This is a genomic window from Pseudonocardia sp., from assembly GCF_035305885.1.
In the GTDB taxonomy this organism is placed as follows: Bacteria; Actinomycetota; Actinomycetes; order Mycobacteriales; family Pseudonocardiaceae; genus Pseudonocardia.
Map to the genome: position 1 here is coordinate 1 of NZ_DATGOP010000020.1, position 14729 is coordinate 14729.

Annotated in this window: 12 protein-coding genes; 11 read left to right on the forward strand and 1 reads right to left on the reverse strand. The window is 76.4% G+C overall.

Features of this window, described 5'->3' with window-relative positions; translation table 11 throughout:
- The first annotated feature begins 102 nt into the window (after positions 1-102).
- The 10 genes from VKZ81_RS03240 (at position 103) to VKZ81_RS03285 (ending at position 10503) form a co-directional block, all read left to right on the forward strand.
- The gene (locus tag VKZ81_RS03240) at positions 103-1008 is read left to right on the forward strand and encodes a phosphonate ABC transporter ATP-binding protein (protein ID WP_324239876.1); all 906 of its coding nucleotides are present in this window, start codon (positions 103-105) and stop codon (positions 1006-1008) included.
- On the forward strand, positions 1005-2609 hold the full coding sequence (phnE, locus tag VKZ81_RS03245; protein WP_324239877.1) for a phosphonate ABC transporter, permease protein PhnE: 1605 nt from the start codon (positions 1005-1007) through the stop codon (positions 2607-2609). The genes VKZ81_RS03240 and phnE overlap by 4 nt, the downstream gene beginning before the upstream one ends.
- Positions 2610-2707: 98 nt before the next feature.
- Complete coding sequence (locus VKZ81_RS03250) at positions 2708-3436, forward strand: GntR family transcriptional regulator (RefSeq protein ID WP_324239878.1); 729 nt, start codon at positions 2708-2710, stop codon at positions 3434-3436.
- Positions 3433-3861 carry a phosphonate C-P lyase system protein PhnG gene (locus VKZ81_RS03255; RefSeq protein WP_324239879.1) on the forward strand — a complete coding sequence of 143 codons (429 nt, stop codon included), beginning with the start codon at positions 3433-3435 and terminating at the stop codon, positions 3859-3861. Before VKZ81_RS03250 ends, VKZ81_RS03255 begins: the two co-directional genes overlap by 4 nt.
- Entirely contained in the window at positions 3858-4433 is a 576-nt protein-coding gene (gene phnH, locus VKZ81_RS03260) for a phosphonate C-P lyase system protein PhnH (protein ID WP_324239880.1), read from the forward strand. The genes VKZ81_RS03255 and phnH overlap by 4 nt, the downstream gene beginning before the upstream one ends.
- A 1-nt stretch (position 4434) precedes the next feature.
- Positions 4435-5538, forward strand: a complete 1104-nt coding sequence (locus tag VKZ81_RS03265) for a carbon-phosphorus lyase complex subunit PhnI (RefSeq protein ID WP_324239881.1) — start codon at positions 4435-4437, stop codon at positions 5536-5538.
- Positions 5535-7385, forward strand: coding sequence for an alpha-D-ribose 1-methylphosphonate 5-phosphate C-P-lyase PhnJ (locus VKZ81_RS03270; RefSeq protein ID WP_324239882.1), 1851 nt, complete (start codon positions 5535-5537; stop codon positions 7383-7385). The genes VKZ81_RS03265 and VKZ81_RS03270 overlap by 4 nt, the downstream gene beginning before the upstream one ends.
- A 5-nt stretch (positions 7386-7390) precedes the next feature.
- Positions 7391-8128, forward strand: a complete 738-nt coding sequence (locus VKZ81_RS03275) for an ATP-binding cassette domain-containing protein (RefSeq protein WP_324239883.1) — start codon at positions 7391-7393, stop codon at positions 8126-8128.
- Positions 8125-9324 carry an alpha-D-ribose 1-methylphosphonate 5-triphosphate diphosphatase gene (locus tag VKZ81_RS03280; protein WP_324239884.1) on the forward strand — a complete coding sequence of 400 codons (1200 nt, stop codon included), beginning with the start codon at positions 8125-8127 and terminating at the stop codon, positions 9322-9324. The genes VKZ81_RS03275 and VKZ81_RS03280 overlap by 4 nt, the downstream gene beginning before the upstream one ends.
- 477 nt (positions 9325-9801) lie before the next feature.
- Positions 9802-10503 (forward strand): methyltransferase domain-containing protein, encoded by a 702-nt coding sequence (locus VKZ81_RS03285; RefSeq protein WP_324239941.1) that lies wholly within the window; start codon positions 9802-9804, stop codon positions 10501-10503.
- Between the two features lie 6 nt (positions 10504-10509).
- Here the strand turns inward: VKZ81_RS03285 and VKZ81_RS03290 are convergent, their stop codons facing one another.
- Positions 10510-10956, reverse strand: coding sequence for an Lrp/AsnC family transcriptional regulator (locus tag VKZ81_RS03290; protein WP_324239885.1), 447 nt, complete (start codon positions 10954-10956; stop codon positions 10510-10512).
- A gap of 248 nt (positions 10957-11204) precedes the next feature.
- Here VKZ81_RS03290 and VKZ81_RS03295 point away from each other — a divergent pair, with 248 nt between their 5' ends.
- On the forward strand, positions 11205-14633 hold the full coding sequence (locus VKZ81_RS03295; protein WP_324239886.1) for an indolepyruvate ferredoxin oxidoreductase family protein: 3429 nt from the start codon (positions 11205-11207) through the stop codon (positions 14631-14633).
- Positions 14634-14729 lie beyond the last annotated feature (96 nt).

Below are 14729 nucleotides of genomic sequence, written 5' to 3' on the forward strand. Positions count from 1 at the left end.
CGGCTGGGGCTACGTCGCGGTGGACGACGCGCTCTACGACGGTGTGCGCCGGGTCTGCGCGGTCACGCAGGCCGAGTCGTGCACGAGCCTGAGCTGATCGCGGTGACGGGCGCACCCGAGACCGTCGTCGAGCTCGCCGGCGTCACCAAGAACTTCGGCCCGGCGGTCCGGGCCCTCGACGACGTGTCCCTGACCGTGCACGCGGGCGAGGTCGTCGTGCTCCTCGGCGCGTCGGGCTCGGGCAAGTCGACGCTCTTGCGCCACCTCAACGGGCTGCACCGCCCGTCTGCGGGCAGCGTCACGGTGCTGGGCACCGACGTCGGCCGGGCGGGCGGGGCGGCCCTGCGCGCGCTGCGGCGCCGCGTCGGGATGGTGTTCCAGCAGTTCCACCTCGTGGGTGGCCTCACCGTGCTGGAGAACGTCTGCACCGGCGCGCTGGCCACGCTGCGCGGCCTGCGGCGGCGCATCGGCATGGTGTTCCAGCAGTTCCACCTCGTGGGCGGGCTGACCGTGCTGGAGAACGTCTGCACGGGTGCGCTCGCAACGTTGCGCGGCCCGCGGCTGGGGCTGCCGACCTACCCCAGGCGGGTGCGCGCGGCCGCGCTGGAGCAGCTGGAGCGGGTGGGGCTCGCCGACCGGCGCTTCCAGCGCGCCGACACCCTCTCCGGCGGGCAGCAGCAGCGGGTGGCCGTGGCCAGGGCGCTGCTGCAGCGGCCGCGGATCCTGCTGGCCGACGAGCCGGTGGCCTCGCTCGACCCGGAGTCGGCGGCGCAGGTGCTCTCCCTGATCGCCGCGCTCGCCCGCGAGGACCGGCTCACCGTGCTGTGCAGCCTGCACCAGGTGGACCTGGCGCTCGAGTTCGCCGAACGCGTGGTCGGCCTGCGCGCCGGGCGGGTGGTGCTCGACCGGCCGGTGGCCGGCCTCGCGCGCGCCGACGCCATGGCCGTGTACGCGGACGCGGTGCACCCGGGCCGGCCGGAGCGGGCCGTCCCGGCGCTCGCGCCGTGAGCGGCCCGCGCACGCTCGCCCGGCCGACCCGGTCCGGCGCGGCCGCGACGGCGGCGCTGCTGGCGCTGCTCGCCGCGGCCGTCTGGGCGGTGGGCGAACTGCGGATCAACGTCGCCACCCTCGTCGACAGCGCGGGCAACGCGGCCGGCTTCCTCGCCCGCACGGTACCGCTGGACCTCCCCCCGCTCGGGCAGGTGCTCGCGCTGTGCGGCGAGACGCTGGCGATCGTCGTGTGCGCCACGCTGCTGGCGGTGCTGCTCAGCGTCCCGGTCGCGGTGCTCGCCGCCGGGAACACCACGCCGGGTCCCGCGGCCCGCTACGGAGCCCGCGCGGTGGTCGTCGTCGCCCGGGCGGTGCCCGACGTGGTGCTCGCGATCGTGTTCTTCCGGCTGTTCGGCCTCGGCGCCGCCGCGGGCGTGCTGGCGATGGCGCTGCACTCGGTGGGGATGGTCGGCAAGCTCTACGCCGACGCGATCGAGCAGGTCGACGAGGGGCCGCGCACCGCCGTGCGGGCGGCCGGTGCCGGGCGGCTGCAGGAGCTGGTGGCGGGCGTGCTGCCCGCCGTCCTCCCCGCGTTCGTCGCGACGGCCCTGCACCGGTTCGACATCAACCTGCGCATCTCGGTGGTGCTCGGGTTCGTCGGCGTCGGCGGCATCGGCTTCGAGATCGCCGGGGCCCTGCGCAGGCTCGACTACCAGCGCGGCATGGCGCTCGCCCTCGTCGTGCTCGTGCTGTGCGTGGTGGTCGAGCTGATCTCCGGGCTGGTGCGCCGCGCCCTGCTCGGCGGCACCGGCCGGGCCCCGGCCCCGGCGGCGCCCGGCCGGCTGACCCCGCCCTGGACGGGCCGGCGGATCCGCGGCGCGCTCTACGCGGCGACGACCGCGGCCGTGCTCGTCGCCGCGGTGCCCGCGGCCGGCCTCTCCCCCGCCCGGCTCGTGGCGGGCGTGGTGGAGCTGCCCGCCACGCTGGGCCTGTTCTGGCCGCCGTCGACCGGCGGGATCCTGCCGGACCTCGTCGCCGAGCTCGCCGTCACCGTCCAGATCGCGCTCGCCGCCACCCTGCTCGGCGCGGTGCTCGCGCTGCCGGTCGGGGCGCTCGCCGCGCGCAACGTCGCGCCTGCGCCCGGGGTCGCCGCCGCGTTCCGGACGGTCATCGTCGTCGTGCGCGGCATCCCCGAGCTGATCATCGCGATCGTGCTCGTCGTGATCACCGGGCTCGGCCCGGTGGCCGGGGCGCTCGCGCTGGCGATCGGCGCGGTGGGGCTCCTGGGCAAGCTCGTCGCCGACTCGCTCGAGGAGACCGACGTCCGCGTCCAGGAGGCCGTGCGGGCCACCGGCGCGTCCCGGCTGCAGGTGCTCGCGGCCGTCACACTCCCCCAGGCGGCCCCCGCACTGGTGGCGCACCTGCTCTACCAGCTCGACGTCAACATCCGCTCGGCGACGCTGCTGGGCGTCGTCGGGGCGGGCGGCATCGGGTTCTACCTGCTCAACGCGTCCCGCGTGATGCAGTTCGGCGTCGTCACGACGGTCATGCTCATGGTGTTCGCGACCGTCATGGCCGTGGAGCTGCTCGCGCTGTGGCTGCGCAGGGCCGTGAGTTGAGCGCGGGCGACAACCGGCTCATCCGTTCACGGCCGTTTCCGCATCCGTTGCCTGCGGCGCCGTTGTCCGGACAACCCCGACCGGCAGCGTTACCCACCGTGACGACCACCCGATACCTCGAGATCGCCGACGAGCTGGCCGCCGAGCTCGCCGGCGCACCCGCGGGCTCCCGCGTCGAGGGCGAGCACGGGATCGGCAGGCGGTTCGGCGTGGGCCGGGCGGCGGCCCGCGCCGCGCTGCAGGAGCTGGAGCGCCGGCTCGTGGTGCGGCGGGTCCAGGGCGCGGGGACGTTCGTGAACCGGCGCATCGACTACGTGATCGGGCACGATCGACGCCCGTCGTGGCACGAGACGGTGACGGCGGCCGGAGCGCGCCCGCGCACGGTCGTGCGCAGCATCGACCCGCTGCCGCTGCCGGAGGAGCACGCCGCCGCGCTCGGCGTCCCCGTGGGCACCCCGTGCCACCACCTCGTGCGGCAGTTCTACATCGACGACCTGCTGGCGTCGCGCGTGCACGAGTGGGTGCCGCGCGACGTCGTCGCCGACCTCGACCTCGCGGTGCAGGCCGCCGAGTCGCTCGACCTCGTCCTGCGGCAGGTGGGGCGGGTCGAGCCGGTGCGGGCCTGGTGCCGGGTGAGCCTCGAGGTGCCCCCGCCCGACGTCTGCACCGGCCTGGAGATCGAGCCGAGCCGGCCGGTGTGGCTGGTCGAGAGCGTCAGCCGCGACGCCGAGAGCGGGCGGCCGGTGATGTGCAGCAGGGCATGGACCCGTTCCGACGCGGTCCGCGTGGTGGTCGAGCTGGGCTCGGCCCCGGAAGGAGAGCGATGACCCACCCACCGGAGAAGCGGGCCGCGCTGCTGGCGCTGGCCCGCACCGACGAGCTGGTCGGCCTCGCCGACGCCTGCCTCGCCGACGGCGCGACCCCGCGCGTGCTGCGCGCCCCCGAGGTCGGCTGCGTGGCCACCCAGGTGACCGAGCCGATCGCGGGCGAGCGGTTCCTGCTCGGCGACGTCCTGGCCGTGCGGGCCGAGGTCGAGCTGGGCGGCGCCCGCGGCTGGGCGATGCGGCTGGGCGACGACCGCGCCGCGGCGCTGGCCGCCGCCATCTGCGACGCCGAGGTGCAGGCCGGGCGCCCCCGCGCGGCCGACGTGCTCGCCCTGTGCGACCGCGTGGCCGCCCGCGAGGCCGAGGCGGAGGCCGCGGAGTGGGCGCGGCTCGCCCCGACCGTCGTCGAGTTCGAGGAGCTCACGTGACCGCCGGACTGGCCCCCACCCCGCTGCCCGCCCTCGACCCCGACACCGCCCAGCGGACCTTCCGCGCGGTGCTCGACGCGCTCGCCCGGCCGGGGCGGCCGGCCGCGCTCCACCGGTTCGACGAGCTGCCCGCGGCGCTGTTGCCCGCGCTCGCGCTCGCCGACCTGGACACCCCGGTCTGCGTGCTCGGCGCGCCGGGGTGGGCCGAGGCGCTCGCGACCGCGACCTCGGCGCCGGTGGCCCCGCTCGGCGAGGCCCGCCTGGTCACGGCCCTGCGCCCGCTCGCGCCCGGCGAGCTCGCGGGCCTCCGGGCCGGCAGCGCGTCCGCCCCCGAGGACGCGGCGCTCGTCGCGCTCGCCGTCCCGGCGCTCGAGGGCGGCGCGGCGCTGCGGCTGTCCGGACCCGGGGTCCCCGGCACCCGCACCGTCGCGCCCCGCGGCTGCCCGCCGGACCTCGTGGCCGGCCGCGCGACCGCCGCCTTCCCGGCCGGGCCGGACCTGCTGCTGGTCGCCCCGGACGGCGCCGTGGTCGGCATCCCCCGCAGCACCCGCATCGCGACCGAGGAGGACTGACATGGGGTACTCGGGAGCCCGGGGCGGGCTGGACGCGATCCTCGCCGCCGAGCGGCTCGTCCGCGAGGCCCGCGACCACGCCCCCGCGCCGTGGGTGTCCACCGAGCAGATCACCGCCCGGTTCCGGCTCGCCGTCGACCGCGTCCAGGGTGAGGCCGGCCTCTACCACGAGCCGACCGCCGCCGACGCGTTCCGGCAGGCCGAGGGCGACGTCGTGGAGGCCGCGCACCTGGTGCGGGCGCACCGCTCGACGCTGCCCCGCCTCGCCGTCTCCGAGCCGGTCGACCCCGACGAGATGGTGGTCCTGCGGCGCATCGTGCCCGCCCACCGCACGCCGGACGGCCCGCAGCTGCTCGGCCGCACCACCGACTACACGGGGCGGATGCTGGAGCGCGCCCCCGAACCCCCCGCCCCGGTCGACGGCTCGTCGAACGGGTCGGCGCCCCGGGCACCGCAGCAGGACCCCGGGCAGCGCAGGCCCGCCCGGTTCTCGGCGTTCCTGCGCAAGCTGGACCTGCTCGTCGAGCACCCGCCGCCCGCCGACGACCCGCCCTTCGACGTCACCCGCCGCCCGGCACGCCCGCCCGCGCCCCGCTCGGCGGTGCTCGCGTCGATGGCGCGCGCGGAGACCGGGGCGCTCGTCGGGCTCTGGTACCGCTCGATCCTCGGCCCGGACGGCGACGTCCACGAGGTGACCCTCGGCGAGGTCCGCCACGGGTACCTGCCGCTGCGGGTGCGCCACCCCCACACCGGCAACCCGGTCGAGATCGGCCGGTTCCGCGCCACCGAGACCGAGGCCATCGAGGACCTCGACGGCGCGGACGAGGACCGCACCCGCTTCGACGTCGGCTACGGCCTGTGCTTCGGCCACAACGAGCGCAAGGCGATCGCGATGGCGAACCTCGACATCGCCTGCCGCCGCTTCGGCCGCACCGGCCCGCTGGAGCAGCTGCTGCTGCTCACCACCGACGGCCTCGACTCCGCCGGCTTCCTCGAGCACCTGAAGCTGCCCCACTACGTCACGTTCCGCTCGATGGTCGAGCGCAAGCAGGCCATGCGCGCCACCGGCGTGGCCACCGAGCCCCCTGGGAGGGACTGCCGATGACGCTCGCCGCCACCTCCGGCGTGGACGAGCTGCTCGCCGGGATCGACGCCGCGACGCCCCCGGTCGGGATCCTCGACGAGGGCGCCAAGCGCGAGATCCGCCGCGCCGTGCTCACCGCCGTGTGCGTGCCCGGATACCAGGTGCCGTTCGGGTCCCGGGAGATGCCGGTGGCCCGCGGCTGGGGCTCGGGCGGCCTGCAGGTCACGCTCGCGGTCATCGGGACCGACGACACCGTCAAGGTGATCGACCAGGGCGACGACGCCGGCGTCAACGCCACCAACCTGCGCCGGCTCATCGCCGGCAGCACCGGGTGCGCGGAGTCGGCCGACTCCCGCGAGGCGACCGTGATCCAGACCCGCCACCGCGTCCCCGAGCAGCCGCTGTCGGACCGGCACGTGCTCGTGCTGCAGGTGCCCGTGCCCGAACCGCTGCGCGGCGTGCAGCGGTCGGTGGCCGAGTGCGCGCGCATGCACGCCGAGGCCGACTACGCGGCGATGTGGGTGAGCCTGTACGAGGACATCGTCCGCAACGGCGTGATCACCAAGTCCACCGGCTACCCGGTGCTCGTCGACGGCCGCTACGTCATGGCCACCACCCCCATCCCGCGCTGGGACGTGCCCCGGCTGCACCAGGCCGAGCACCTCAGCCTGTTCGGCGCCGGGCGGGAGAAGCGGATCTACGCCGTGCCCCCGCACACCGACGTCCGGCCGCTCACGTTCGACGACGTGCCGTTCGAGGTGGAGGGCGCCGACGGGCCCTGCGTCCGCTGCGGCTCCACCGACGCGTTCCTGGTCGAGGCCGGGCCGGGCCGCTTCGCCTGCAGCGACACCGAGTGGTGCGCCCGCGTGCAGGAGGGCGACGCCGACCTCGAGGCGCACCACGCCGCGGCCCCGCTCGCGCTGCTCCCCGACCCCGCCCGCCGCCCCGCCCGCACGAGCGAGCGGGCGGTGGAGCCCCGGGAGGCGTCCCAGCGTGCCGGCCGGGGCGGCATCGACCGGGCCGGGGCCGGCCCGGAGTGGGCCCTCCTCGTCGAGGGCATCGGGAAGGTGCACGGGCCCGGCGGGGCGGCGGCGGTCGCCGGGACCGGGCCGGAGCACGGCACCGCGGTCAGCCCCGCCACCGGCGCGATCGTCGCCGCGTGGGACGTCGGGTTCGACGTGGCACCGGGCGAGGCCGTCGGGCTGATCGGCGAGTCGGGCTCCGGGAAGTCGACGGTGCTGCGCTGCATCGTCGGGGACGAGGCGGCCACGGCGGGCAGGCTGTTCCTCGCCGACGTCGACGGCGGCACCACCGACGTGCTGACGCTCGACGGCCCGGCCCGCCGCAGGCTGCGGATCTCGACGCTCGGCATCGTGCACCAGGACCCGTCGGCCGGGCTGGCCATGAACGTCACCGCGGGCGGCAACATCGCCGAGCGGCTCACCGCGGCGGGCTGGCGCGACTACGGGGCCATCCGCGCCCGCGCCGCGCAGCTGCTCGACCGCGTCGAGGTGCCGCTGTCCCGCATGGACGACCCCGTGCGCACGTTCTCCGGCGGCATGCGCCAGCGTGTGCAGATCGCGAAGGCCCTCGCGACCGACCCGTCCGTGCTGCTGCTCGACGAGCCCACCACCGGGCTCGACGCCTCGGTCGCCGCCGGGGTGCTCGACCTGCTGCGCGGCCTGCTCGCCGAGCGCGACGTCGCCGCGGTCGTGGTGAGCCACGACTTCGCGGTGATCGAGGCGCTCACCGACCGGTCGCTGGTGATGCAGCTCGGCCGGGTGGTCGAGCACGGCCTCACCGACCAGCTGTTCCGCGACCCGCACCACCCCTACACCCAGCGGCTCGTCGCCGCGGCCCGGAGGTGACCGACGTGACCCGGAGAGTGCTCGAGGTACGGGGTCTGGCCAAGACCTTCACCCTGCACACGATCGACGGGCGCACGGTCGTGTCGCTGCGCGGCGTCGACCTCGACGTCGCCGCGGGCGAGCACGTGGCGCTCGCCGGCCCGAGCGGGGCGGGCAAGTCGAGCCTGCTGCGGTGCGTGCACCGCACCTACCTCCCCGACGCCGGGACCGTCACGCTGCACCGCGAGGACGGCCCGGTCGATCTCACGGCGCTGCCCGACCGGGCCCTCGCCCGGCTGCGCGCCCGCGAGCTCGGCTACGTCTCGCAGTTCCTCGCCGCGCCGCCGCGCACCGGGCCGCTCGAGCTCGTGGCCGCGGCCGCCCGCCGCCGCGGGCTCGACCGGGACGCCGCCACCGACGCCGCCGCCGCGGCCCTGCGCCGGCTCGCGCTGGACGAGGCGCTGTGGGACGTCGACTGCGGGGTGCTGTCCGGGGGCGAGCGCCAGCGCGTCAACCTCGCCGCCGCCACCGTGCGCCCGCCCCGGCTGCTGCTGCTCGACGAGCCGGTCTCCGCGCTCGACCCGGCCAACCGGGAACGCGCCCTCGAGCTGATCGCGTCCCTGTCCGGTGCGGGCGTCGCCGTGCTCGCGGTCTTCCACGACGCCGATGCGATGCGCGCCCTCGCCACCCGCGTGGTCCGGCTGGCCGACGGCCGGATCACCGAGGAGGGCACGCCGGCGCAGGTGCTGGGGGCGGCGGCGTGAGCGCGCCCGCCCGCGAGCGCTGGACGCTCACCCGGCCGCCTGCCGACTACGTGCTCGGGCACGTGCGGGCCGTGCTGGCCGACCGGGTGCTCGACGACGCGTGGGTCGCCGTCCGCGACGGCCGCATCGCCGAGGTCGCACCGCACCCGCCCGGGGCGACCGCGGACGTGGACGGCGACGCCGCGCTCTGCCTGCCCGGCCTGGTCGACGTCCACTCCGACGGGCTCGAGCGCGAGCGGCTGCCCCGCCCCTCCGCCGACGTGCCGTGGCGGTTCGCGCTGCTGTCGTTCGAGGGCAGGCTGCGCGCCGCGGGCATCACCACCGTGTTCCACGGCGTGGCCTTCGAGCAGGGCGAGGGGTCGCTCAAGGTGCGCTCGGTGGACGCGGCGCTGGAGATGTGCCGCCAGGTCGAGGCGCGCGGCCACGGCCCCGTCGACCACCGGATCCTGCACCGGCTCGACGTGCGGTCGGCCGCCGGGCTCGCGGCGCTGCGGGCGCGGCTCGACACGCTCGGCGAGACCGCCGTCGTCTCCCACGAGGACCACACCCCCGGCCAGGGCCAGTACGCCGACCGCAGCTACTTCGAGCGCCACGTCATGGGCACCCGCGGCCTCACCGCCGAGCAGGCCCGCGCCCACGTCGACGCGTTCGTCGCCGCGCGCGAGGCGAACCGCGGCGTCCGCGACGAGGCGCTCGCCTACCTCGGCGACCTCGCCCGCGCCGGGCGGGTGCGGCTGTTCGGGCACGACCCGGCGTCGGCGGAGGAGATCGGCGCGCTCGCCGACCGCGGCGGGGCCGTGGCCGAGTTCCCCACCACCGTCGACGCCGCGGCCGCCGCCCGCGACCGCGGCATGCCGGTGGTCATGGGTGCGCCCAACGCGCTGCGCGGGGCATCGCACTCCGGCAACGCCTCCGCGCGCGAGCTCGTCGCCCGCGGGCTCGTCACCGCGCTCGCCTCCGACTACCTTCCGTCCGGGCTGCTCGCCGCGGCGTTCCTGCTCGCGGCCGACGGCGTCACGACGCTCCCGGCCGCCGTCGGGCTGGTGACGTCCGGGCCCGCCGAAGCGGTCGGCCTCGCCGACCGCGGCGTGCTCGCGCCGGGAGCCCGCGCCGACCTCGTGCTCGCCGAGGAAGGGCGGCCGTGGCCGGTCGTGCGGTCGGTGCTGCGGGCGGAGGCGACGCTCCCGGCGCCGTGAGCCCACCCGGTCGTGATCTGCTTCACATCGCCCAACGCTCCTCCGCGGACGCCGGTCGTCACAGGCGATCGCGAAGGAGGAGTTCGGGATGTCGTCTGCCGGGTCACGCATCGGGCGCACCGTGCTGGCGCTCGTCGTCCTGCTGCTGGGGTTCGCCTCGGTGTCGAACAGGTCTGCCGTTCCACGCCCGGGGCGACGTCGGGGATCCAGCGCGGGAACAGCCTGGACGGCTACGTCCTCTGCCTGGCACCGAACTGATCACGGCCCCGCCCGTCACCCGTTCGTGTCGATCGGACCGGCGGGTGCTGACCGCCCCACCCGCCCGGCACTAGCGTCGCAGCGCGTCGGGGGGAGATCCGGTGACCGATCCGAACGCCGTGTGCACGCTCGGCCGCAGCGGCGTGGAACGGGCCCGCCTGCAGCGTCAGGCCGACGAGATGCTGCCCCCCCAACCGGGCACTGCTCGACCGCACCGACCTGGGACCGGGGCACACCGCGGTCGACCTGGGGTGCGGGCCGCGCGGCGCGCTCGACCTGCTCGCCGCGCGGGTGGCCCCGGGCGGGCGGGTGGTCGGCGTCGACGCCGACCCGGTGCACGTCGAGATGGCGGCCGGGTTCGCCGCCGAACGCGGCGTCCCCGGCGTCGAGGTGGTCGAGGCCGACGCCCGCCGCACCGGGCTGCCGTCGGACGCCTTCGACCTGGTTCACACCCGCACGCTGCTGGTCAACGTGCCCGACCCGGAGAACGTCGTCGCAGAGGCGGTGCGCCTCGCCCGGCCCGGCGGGCAGGTCGCGTCCCTCGAACCCGACTGCGAGTACGACCTGGTCCACCCGCCCCACCCGGCCATCGACCGGATCCGCGAGATCTTCCCGGTGGTCTTCGCCCGCAACGGCGCCGACCCGCAGGTCGGCAGGCGGGTGCCGCAGCTGTTCCGCGACGCCGGGCTCACCGACGTGCAGGTCGACGCCGCCGTCGAGGTCTTCCCGATCGGCCACACCCGGCGCACCGTCCTGCTCGACCTCGTGCGCAGCATGCGCAGCCACGCGGTCGAGCTGGGGCTCGCCGACGAGGCCGAGCTCGACCGGCTCGACGCCGAGGGCCGGGCACACCTCGACGACCCGCGTGTCGTGGTGCTGTCCCACCCGTTCTTCCAGGTGTGCGGGCGCAAGCCGGCGTGAGGTCCGCTAGGAGCGCTCCCACGAGCCCAACACCATGAGCGTGCGCGTCCCGGTCACGGTGCCGGAGCGGCGCAACGTGTCGATCACCTGCTGCAGGTGGGCGAGGTCGCGCACCCGCACCTGCACCAGCGCGTCCGGGTCGCCCGCGAGCGTGAACACCGCCTGCACCTCGGGGATGGTCCACACCGAGCGCACGATCTCGCTCACCCGCGTGTTGCCGAGGAACCGCAGCTCGACGAAGGCCGCCACGCCCTCCCCGAGCTTGGCGTGGTCGACCTGGACGGTGAACCCGGTGATCACGCCGATCTCGCGCAGCCGGTCCACCCGCCGCTTCACCGCCGCGACCGAGAGCCCCACCTCACCGGCCATCTCCGAGTAGGTGCGGCGCGCGTCGACGCGCAGCAGGTCGAGCAGGCGCCGGTCGGTGTCGTCCACCACGACGTTCTCGGCCACGCCCGCCTCCACGCAAAGAACCCGAGCTCCGACCCGATCCAAGCACAAGCCCTTTGCGTGGAGGCGCGCGCCGGGTTCAGCCGAAGGGCCGCTCCGGGGTCAGCCCGAGCAACGCGCAAAGAAGTCGAGCTGATCACCGACGGCGCGCAAGGCCTTTGCGTGTTCACCGAACACGGCGGTGCAGGCCCTTGCCTGAGGCGGCATCGACCCGGTCTCCTGCTGATAACCGCCACGCCGGAGGTCAGTCGATGCCGTCTGCGCCAACCCTGTCCGGGCCCACCACCGTCACCCTCGACGACAAGTACACCGCCCGCCACGGCCGGGTCCTGATCTCCGGGATCCAGGCGATCGTGCGGATGATCCTCGAGCAGCGCAGGCTCGACACCGCGCGCGGCCTCAACACCCGCGCGTTCGTGAGCGGCTACCAGGGCTCGCCGCTCGCCGGGCTCGACCAGGAGATGGCCCGGGCCCGGTCGTTCCTCGACGACGCGGGCGTGGTTTTCCGGCCCGGTCTCAACGAGGAGCTCGCCGCCACCGCCGTGGCCGGCACCCAGCTCCTGCGCCAGGCGCCGGGCCGCCGCCACGACGGGGTCACCGGCTTCTGGTACGGCAAGAACCCCGGGCTCGACCGGGCCGCCGACGCGATCCGGCACGGCACCCTCGCCGGCACCACCGCGCTCGGCGGCGCGGTCGCGCTGATCGGCGACGACCCCTCCTGCAAGTCCTCCACCGTGCCCAGCTCCTGCGAGCCGATGGCGCAGAGCCTGCTCATGCCGCTGCTCGCGCCCGGCTCGGTGGCCGAGGTCGTCGAGCTCGGCCTGCACGCGGTGGCGATGTCGCGCGCCAGCGGGCTGTGGACCGGGCTGAAGATCGTCGCCGACGTGGCCGACGCGTCGGCGACCCTCGACGTCGACGCGCTCAACCTCGGCGTACCCGCCCCGGACCGGGCCGATGACCCCACCCGCACCCTCGTCGGCGCGATGGCCCTCGACGCCGAGCACGACGCGCTCACCCGGCGGCTCGATCTCGCGCGCTCCTACGCCCGCGCGGCCGGGCTCAACCGGATCACGTTCACCGCGCGGGAGGCCCGCCTCGGCGTGCTGGCGTCCGGCACGTCCGCGGCGACCGTGCAGCGCGCCCTCGACGACCTCGGCCTCGACGAGGCCGCCATGGAGGCGCTCGGGCTGCGGATCATCACGCTCGCGATGCCGTTCCCGATCGACGCCGACGCGCTCGCCGAGCTCACCGACGGCCTCGACGAGGTGCTCGTCGTCGAGGACAAGGTCCCGTTCCTGGAGAACCACCTCAAGGCCGCCCTCTACGGCCGCCCGCGCCCCCCGCGCGTCGTCGGCCGCCACGACCCGGACGGCCGGCCGCTGCTGCCCGCCCGCTCCGCGCTGTCGGCCGAGGACGTGGCCGCCGCGCTCGCCTCCCGCATCGGACCCGACCGGCTCCCCCGCAGCGCCGCGCTCCTGCTGGAGCCCACCGCGCCGAAGCGGCCCTCGCGGATCGCGCTCCCGCTCGCCGCGCGCACCCCGTTCTTCTGCTCGGGCTGCCCGCACAACACCTCGACCCGCACCGACGACGACACGCTCGTCGGCGTCGGCATCGGTTGCCACGCGATGATCGCCCTCGACGGCGCGGGCCGCGGCCACCAGCTCGGCCTGACCCAGATGGGCGGCGAGGGCGCCCAGTGGCTCGGGATCGCCCCGTTCACCGACGACCGGCACTTCGTGCAGAACCTCGGCGACGGCACGTTCCACCACTCGGGTTCGCTCGCCATCCGCGCCGCCGTCGCGGCGGGCGTCAGCATGACCTACAAGCTGCTCTACAACGACGCCGTCGCCATGACCGGCGGCCAGCGCGCCGAGGGCAGGCTCGACGTCCCCGCGCTCACCCGCTGGCTCGCCGTCGAGGGGGTGCGCCGGGTCGTCGTCACCACCGCCGAGCCGGAGCGCTACCGCGGCGTCGACCTCGACCCGATCGCCACGGTCCGCCACCGCGACGAGTTCGCCGACGCCGAGCGGGAGCTCGCCGCCGTCGAGGGCGTCACCGTCCTGATCCACGACGACCGCTGCGCCGCCGAGGAGCGCCGCATGCGCAAGCGCGGCACGCTCCCCGCGCCCACCACGAAGGTCGTGATCAACGAGCGGGTGTGCGAGGGCTGCGGGGACTGCGCCCAGGTGTCCACCTGCCTGTCGGTGCAGCCGGTGGACACCGAGTTCGGCCGCAAGACCCGCATCCACCAGGCCTCCTGCAACACCGACCTGTCCTGCCTCAAGGGCGACTGCCCGTCGTTCCTGTTGGTCGAGCCGCGCACCGCCGGGCAGCGACCCGTCCCGCAGCCGCCCTCGGCGCTGCCCGAGCCGCAGAGCCGGGTCACCGGCGACACCGTGCTGCTGCGCATGCCCGGCATCGGCGGCACCGGCGTGGTCACGGTGTCGCAGATCCTGCAGATGGCCGCGCTCCTCGACGGGCGCTACGCGGCGGGGCTGGAGCAGATCGGGCTGGCCCAGAAGGGCGGCCCGGTGGTGAGCGACGTGCGCATCGCCAAGCAGCCCGTGCGCGGCGCCCTGCGGGCCTCGCGCGGCACCGCCGACGTGCTCATCGGCTTCGACCTGCTCGGCGCGGCGTCCGAGACCAACCTCGCCGTCGCGCGCGGCGACCACACGATCGCCGTGGTCAGCTCCGCCGTCGTGCCGACGGCCGCCATGGTCACCGGGCGGGTTCCCGTGCCCGGCTCCCCCGCCGACGCCCTCGAGCGCATCGCCGCGGCCACCCGCGCGGACGCGGCCCTGCACGTGGACGCCCAGGGCCTGTCCGAGGCGCTGTTCGGCGACCACATGCCGGCCAACATGCTGCTCATCGGCGCCGCGTTCCAGCACGGCTGCATCCCGATCTCGGCCGAGGCGATCGAGCAGGCGATCCGGCTCAACGGGGCGGGCGTCGAGAAGACCCTCGCGGCGTTCCGCTGGGGCCGGGCGGCCGTCGCCGACCCCGCGGCGGTCACGGCCGCGATCGGCGGGCCCGCGCCCGCCCCGCGCGCCGAGGGCTTCGCCGACGTGCTCGCCACCCGCGTCGCCGACCTCACCGCCTACCAGGACGCGGCCTACGCCGACCGCTACGCCGAGGAGGTCCAGCGCGTCGCGGCGATCGCCGCCGAACGCGCCGGCGCGGAGGCGGGCGAGCGGATCGCCGTCGCCTACGCGCGCGGGCTGCACAAGCTCATGGCCTACAAGGACGAGTACGAGGTGGCGCGCCTGCACCTCGACCCGCAGGAGCGGGCCCGGCGCGAGGCCGAGTTCGGGCCGGACGCGGAGGTCTCGGTGCTGCTGCACCCGCCGGTCCTGCGGGCGATGGGTGTGAACCGCAAGATCAAGCTGCGCCGCAGCGCGGGCCCGGTGTTCCGCGCCCTGCGCGCCGCCCGCCGCCTGCGCGGCACCGCGCTCGACCCGTTCGGCCGGGCCGAGGTGCGCCGGGTCGAGCGGGCCCTGGTGCCGGAGTACCAGGGCCTGGTCCGAGCGGCGCTCGAGCACCTGCGGCCGGAGACCGCGGACGCGGTCGCCGAGCTGGCCGCGCTGCCGGAGATCATCCGCGGGTACGAGCAGCTCAAGCTGCGCCGGGTGGCCGAGTTCCGGGAGAAGGCGGCCGCCGCGCTGGCCGACCTCGCCGGCTGACCGCCGTGGGCGGGGGCGCGGCGGGGACCGACGCGCCCGCCCGACCCCGGGGCGGCTGCTGTGGTGGCTGGTCGCGCGCCAGCGCGGCCGGGTGGC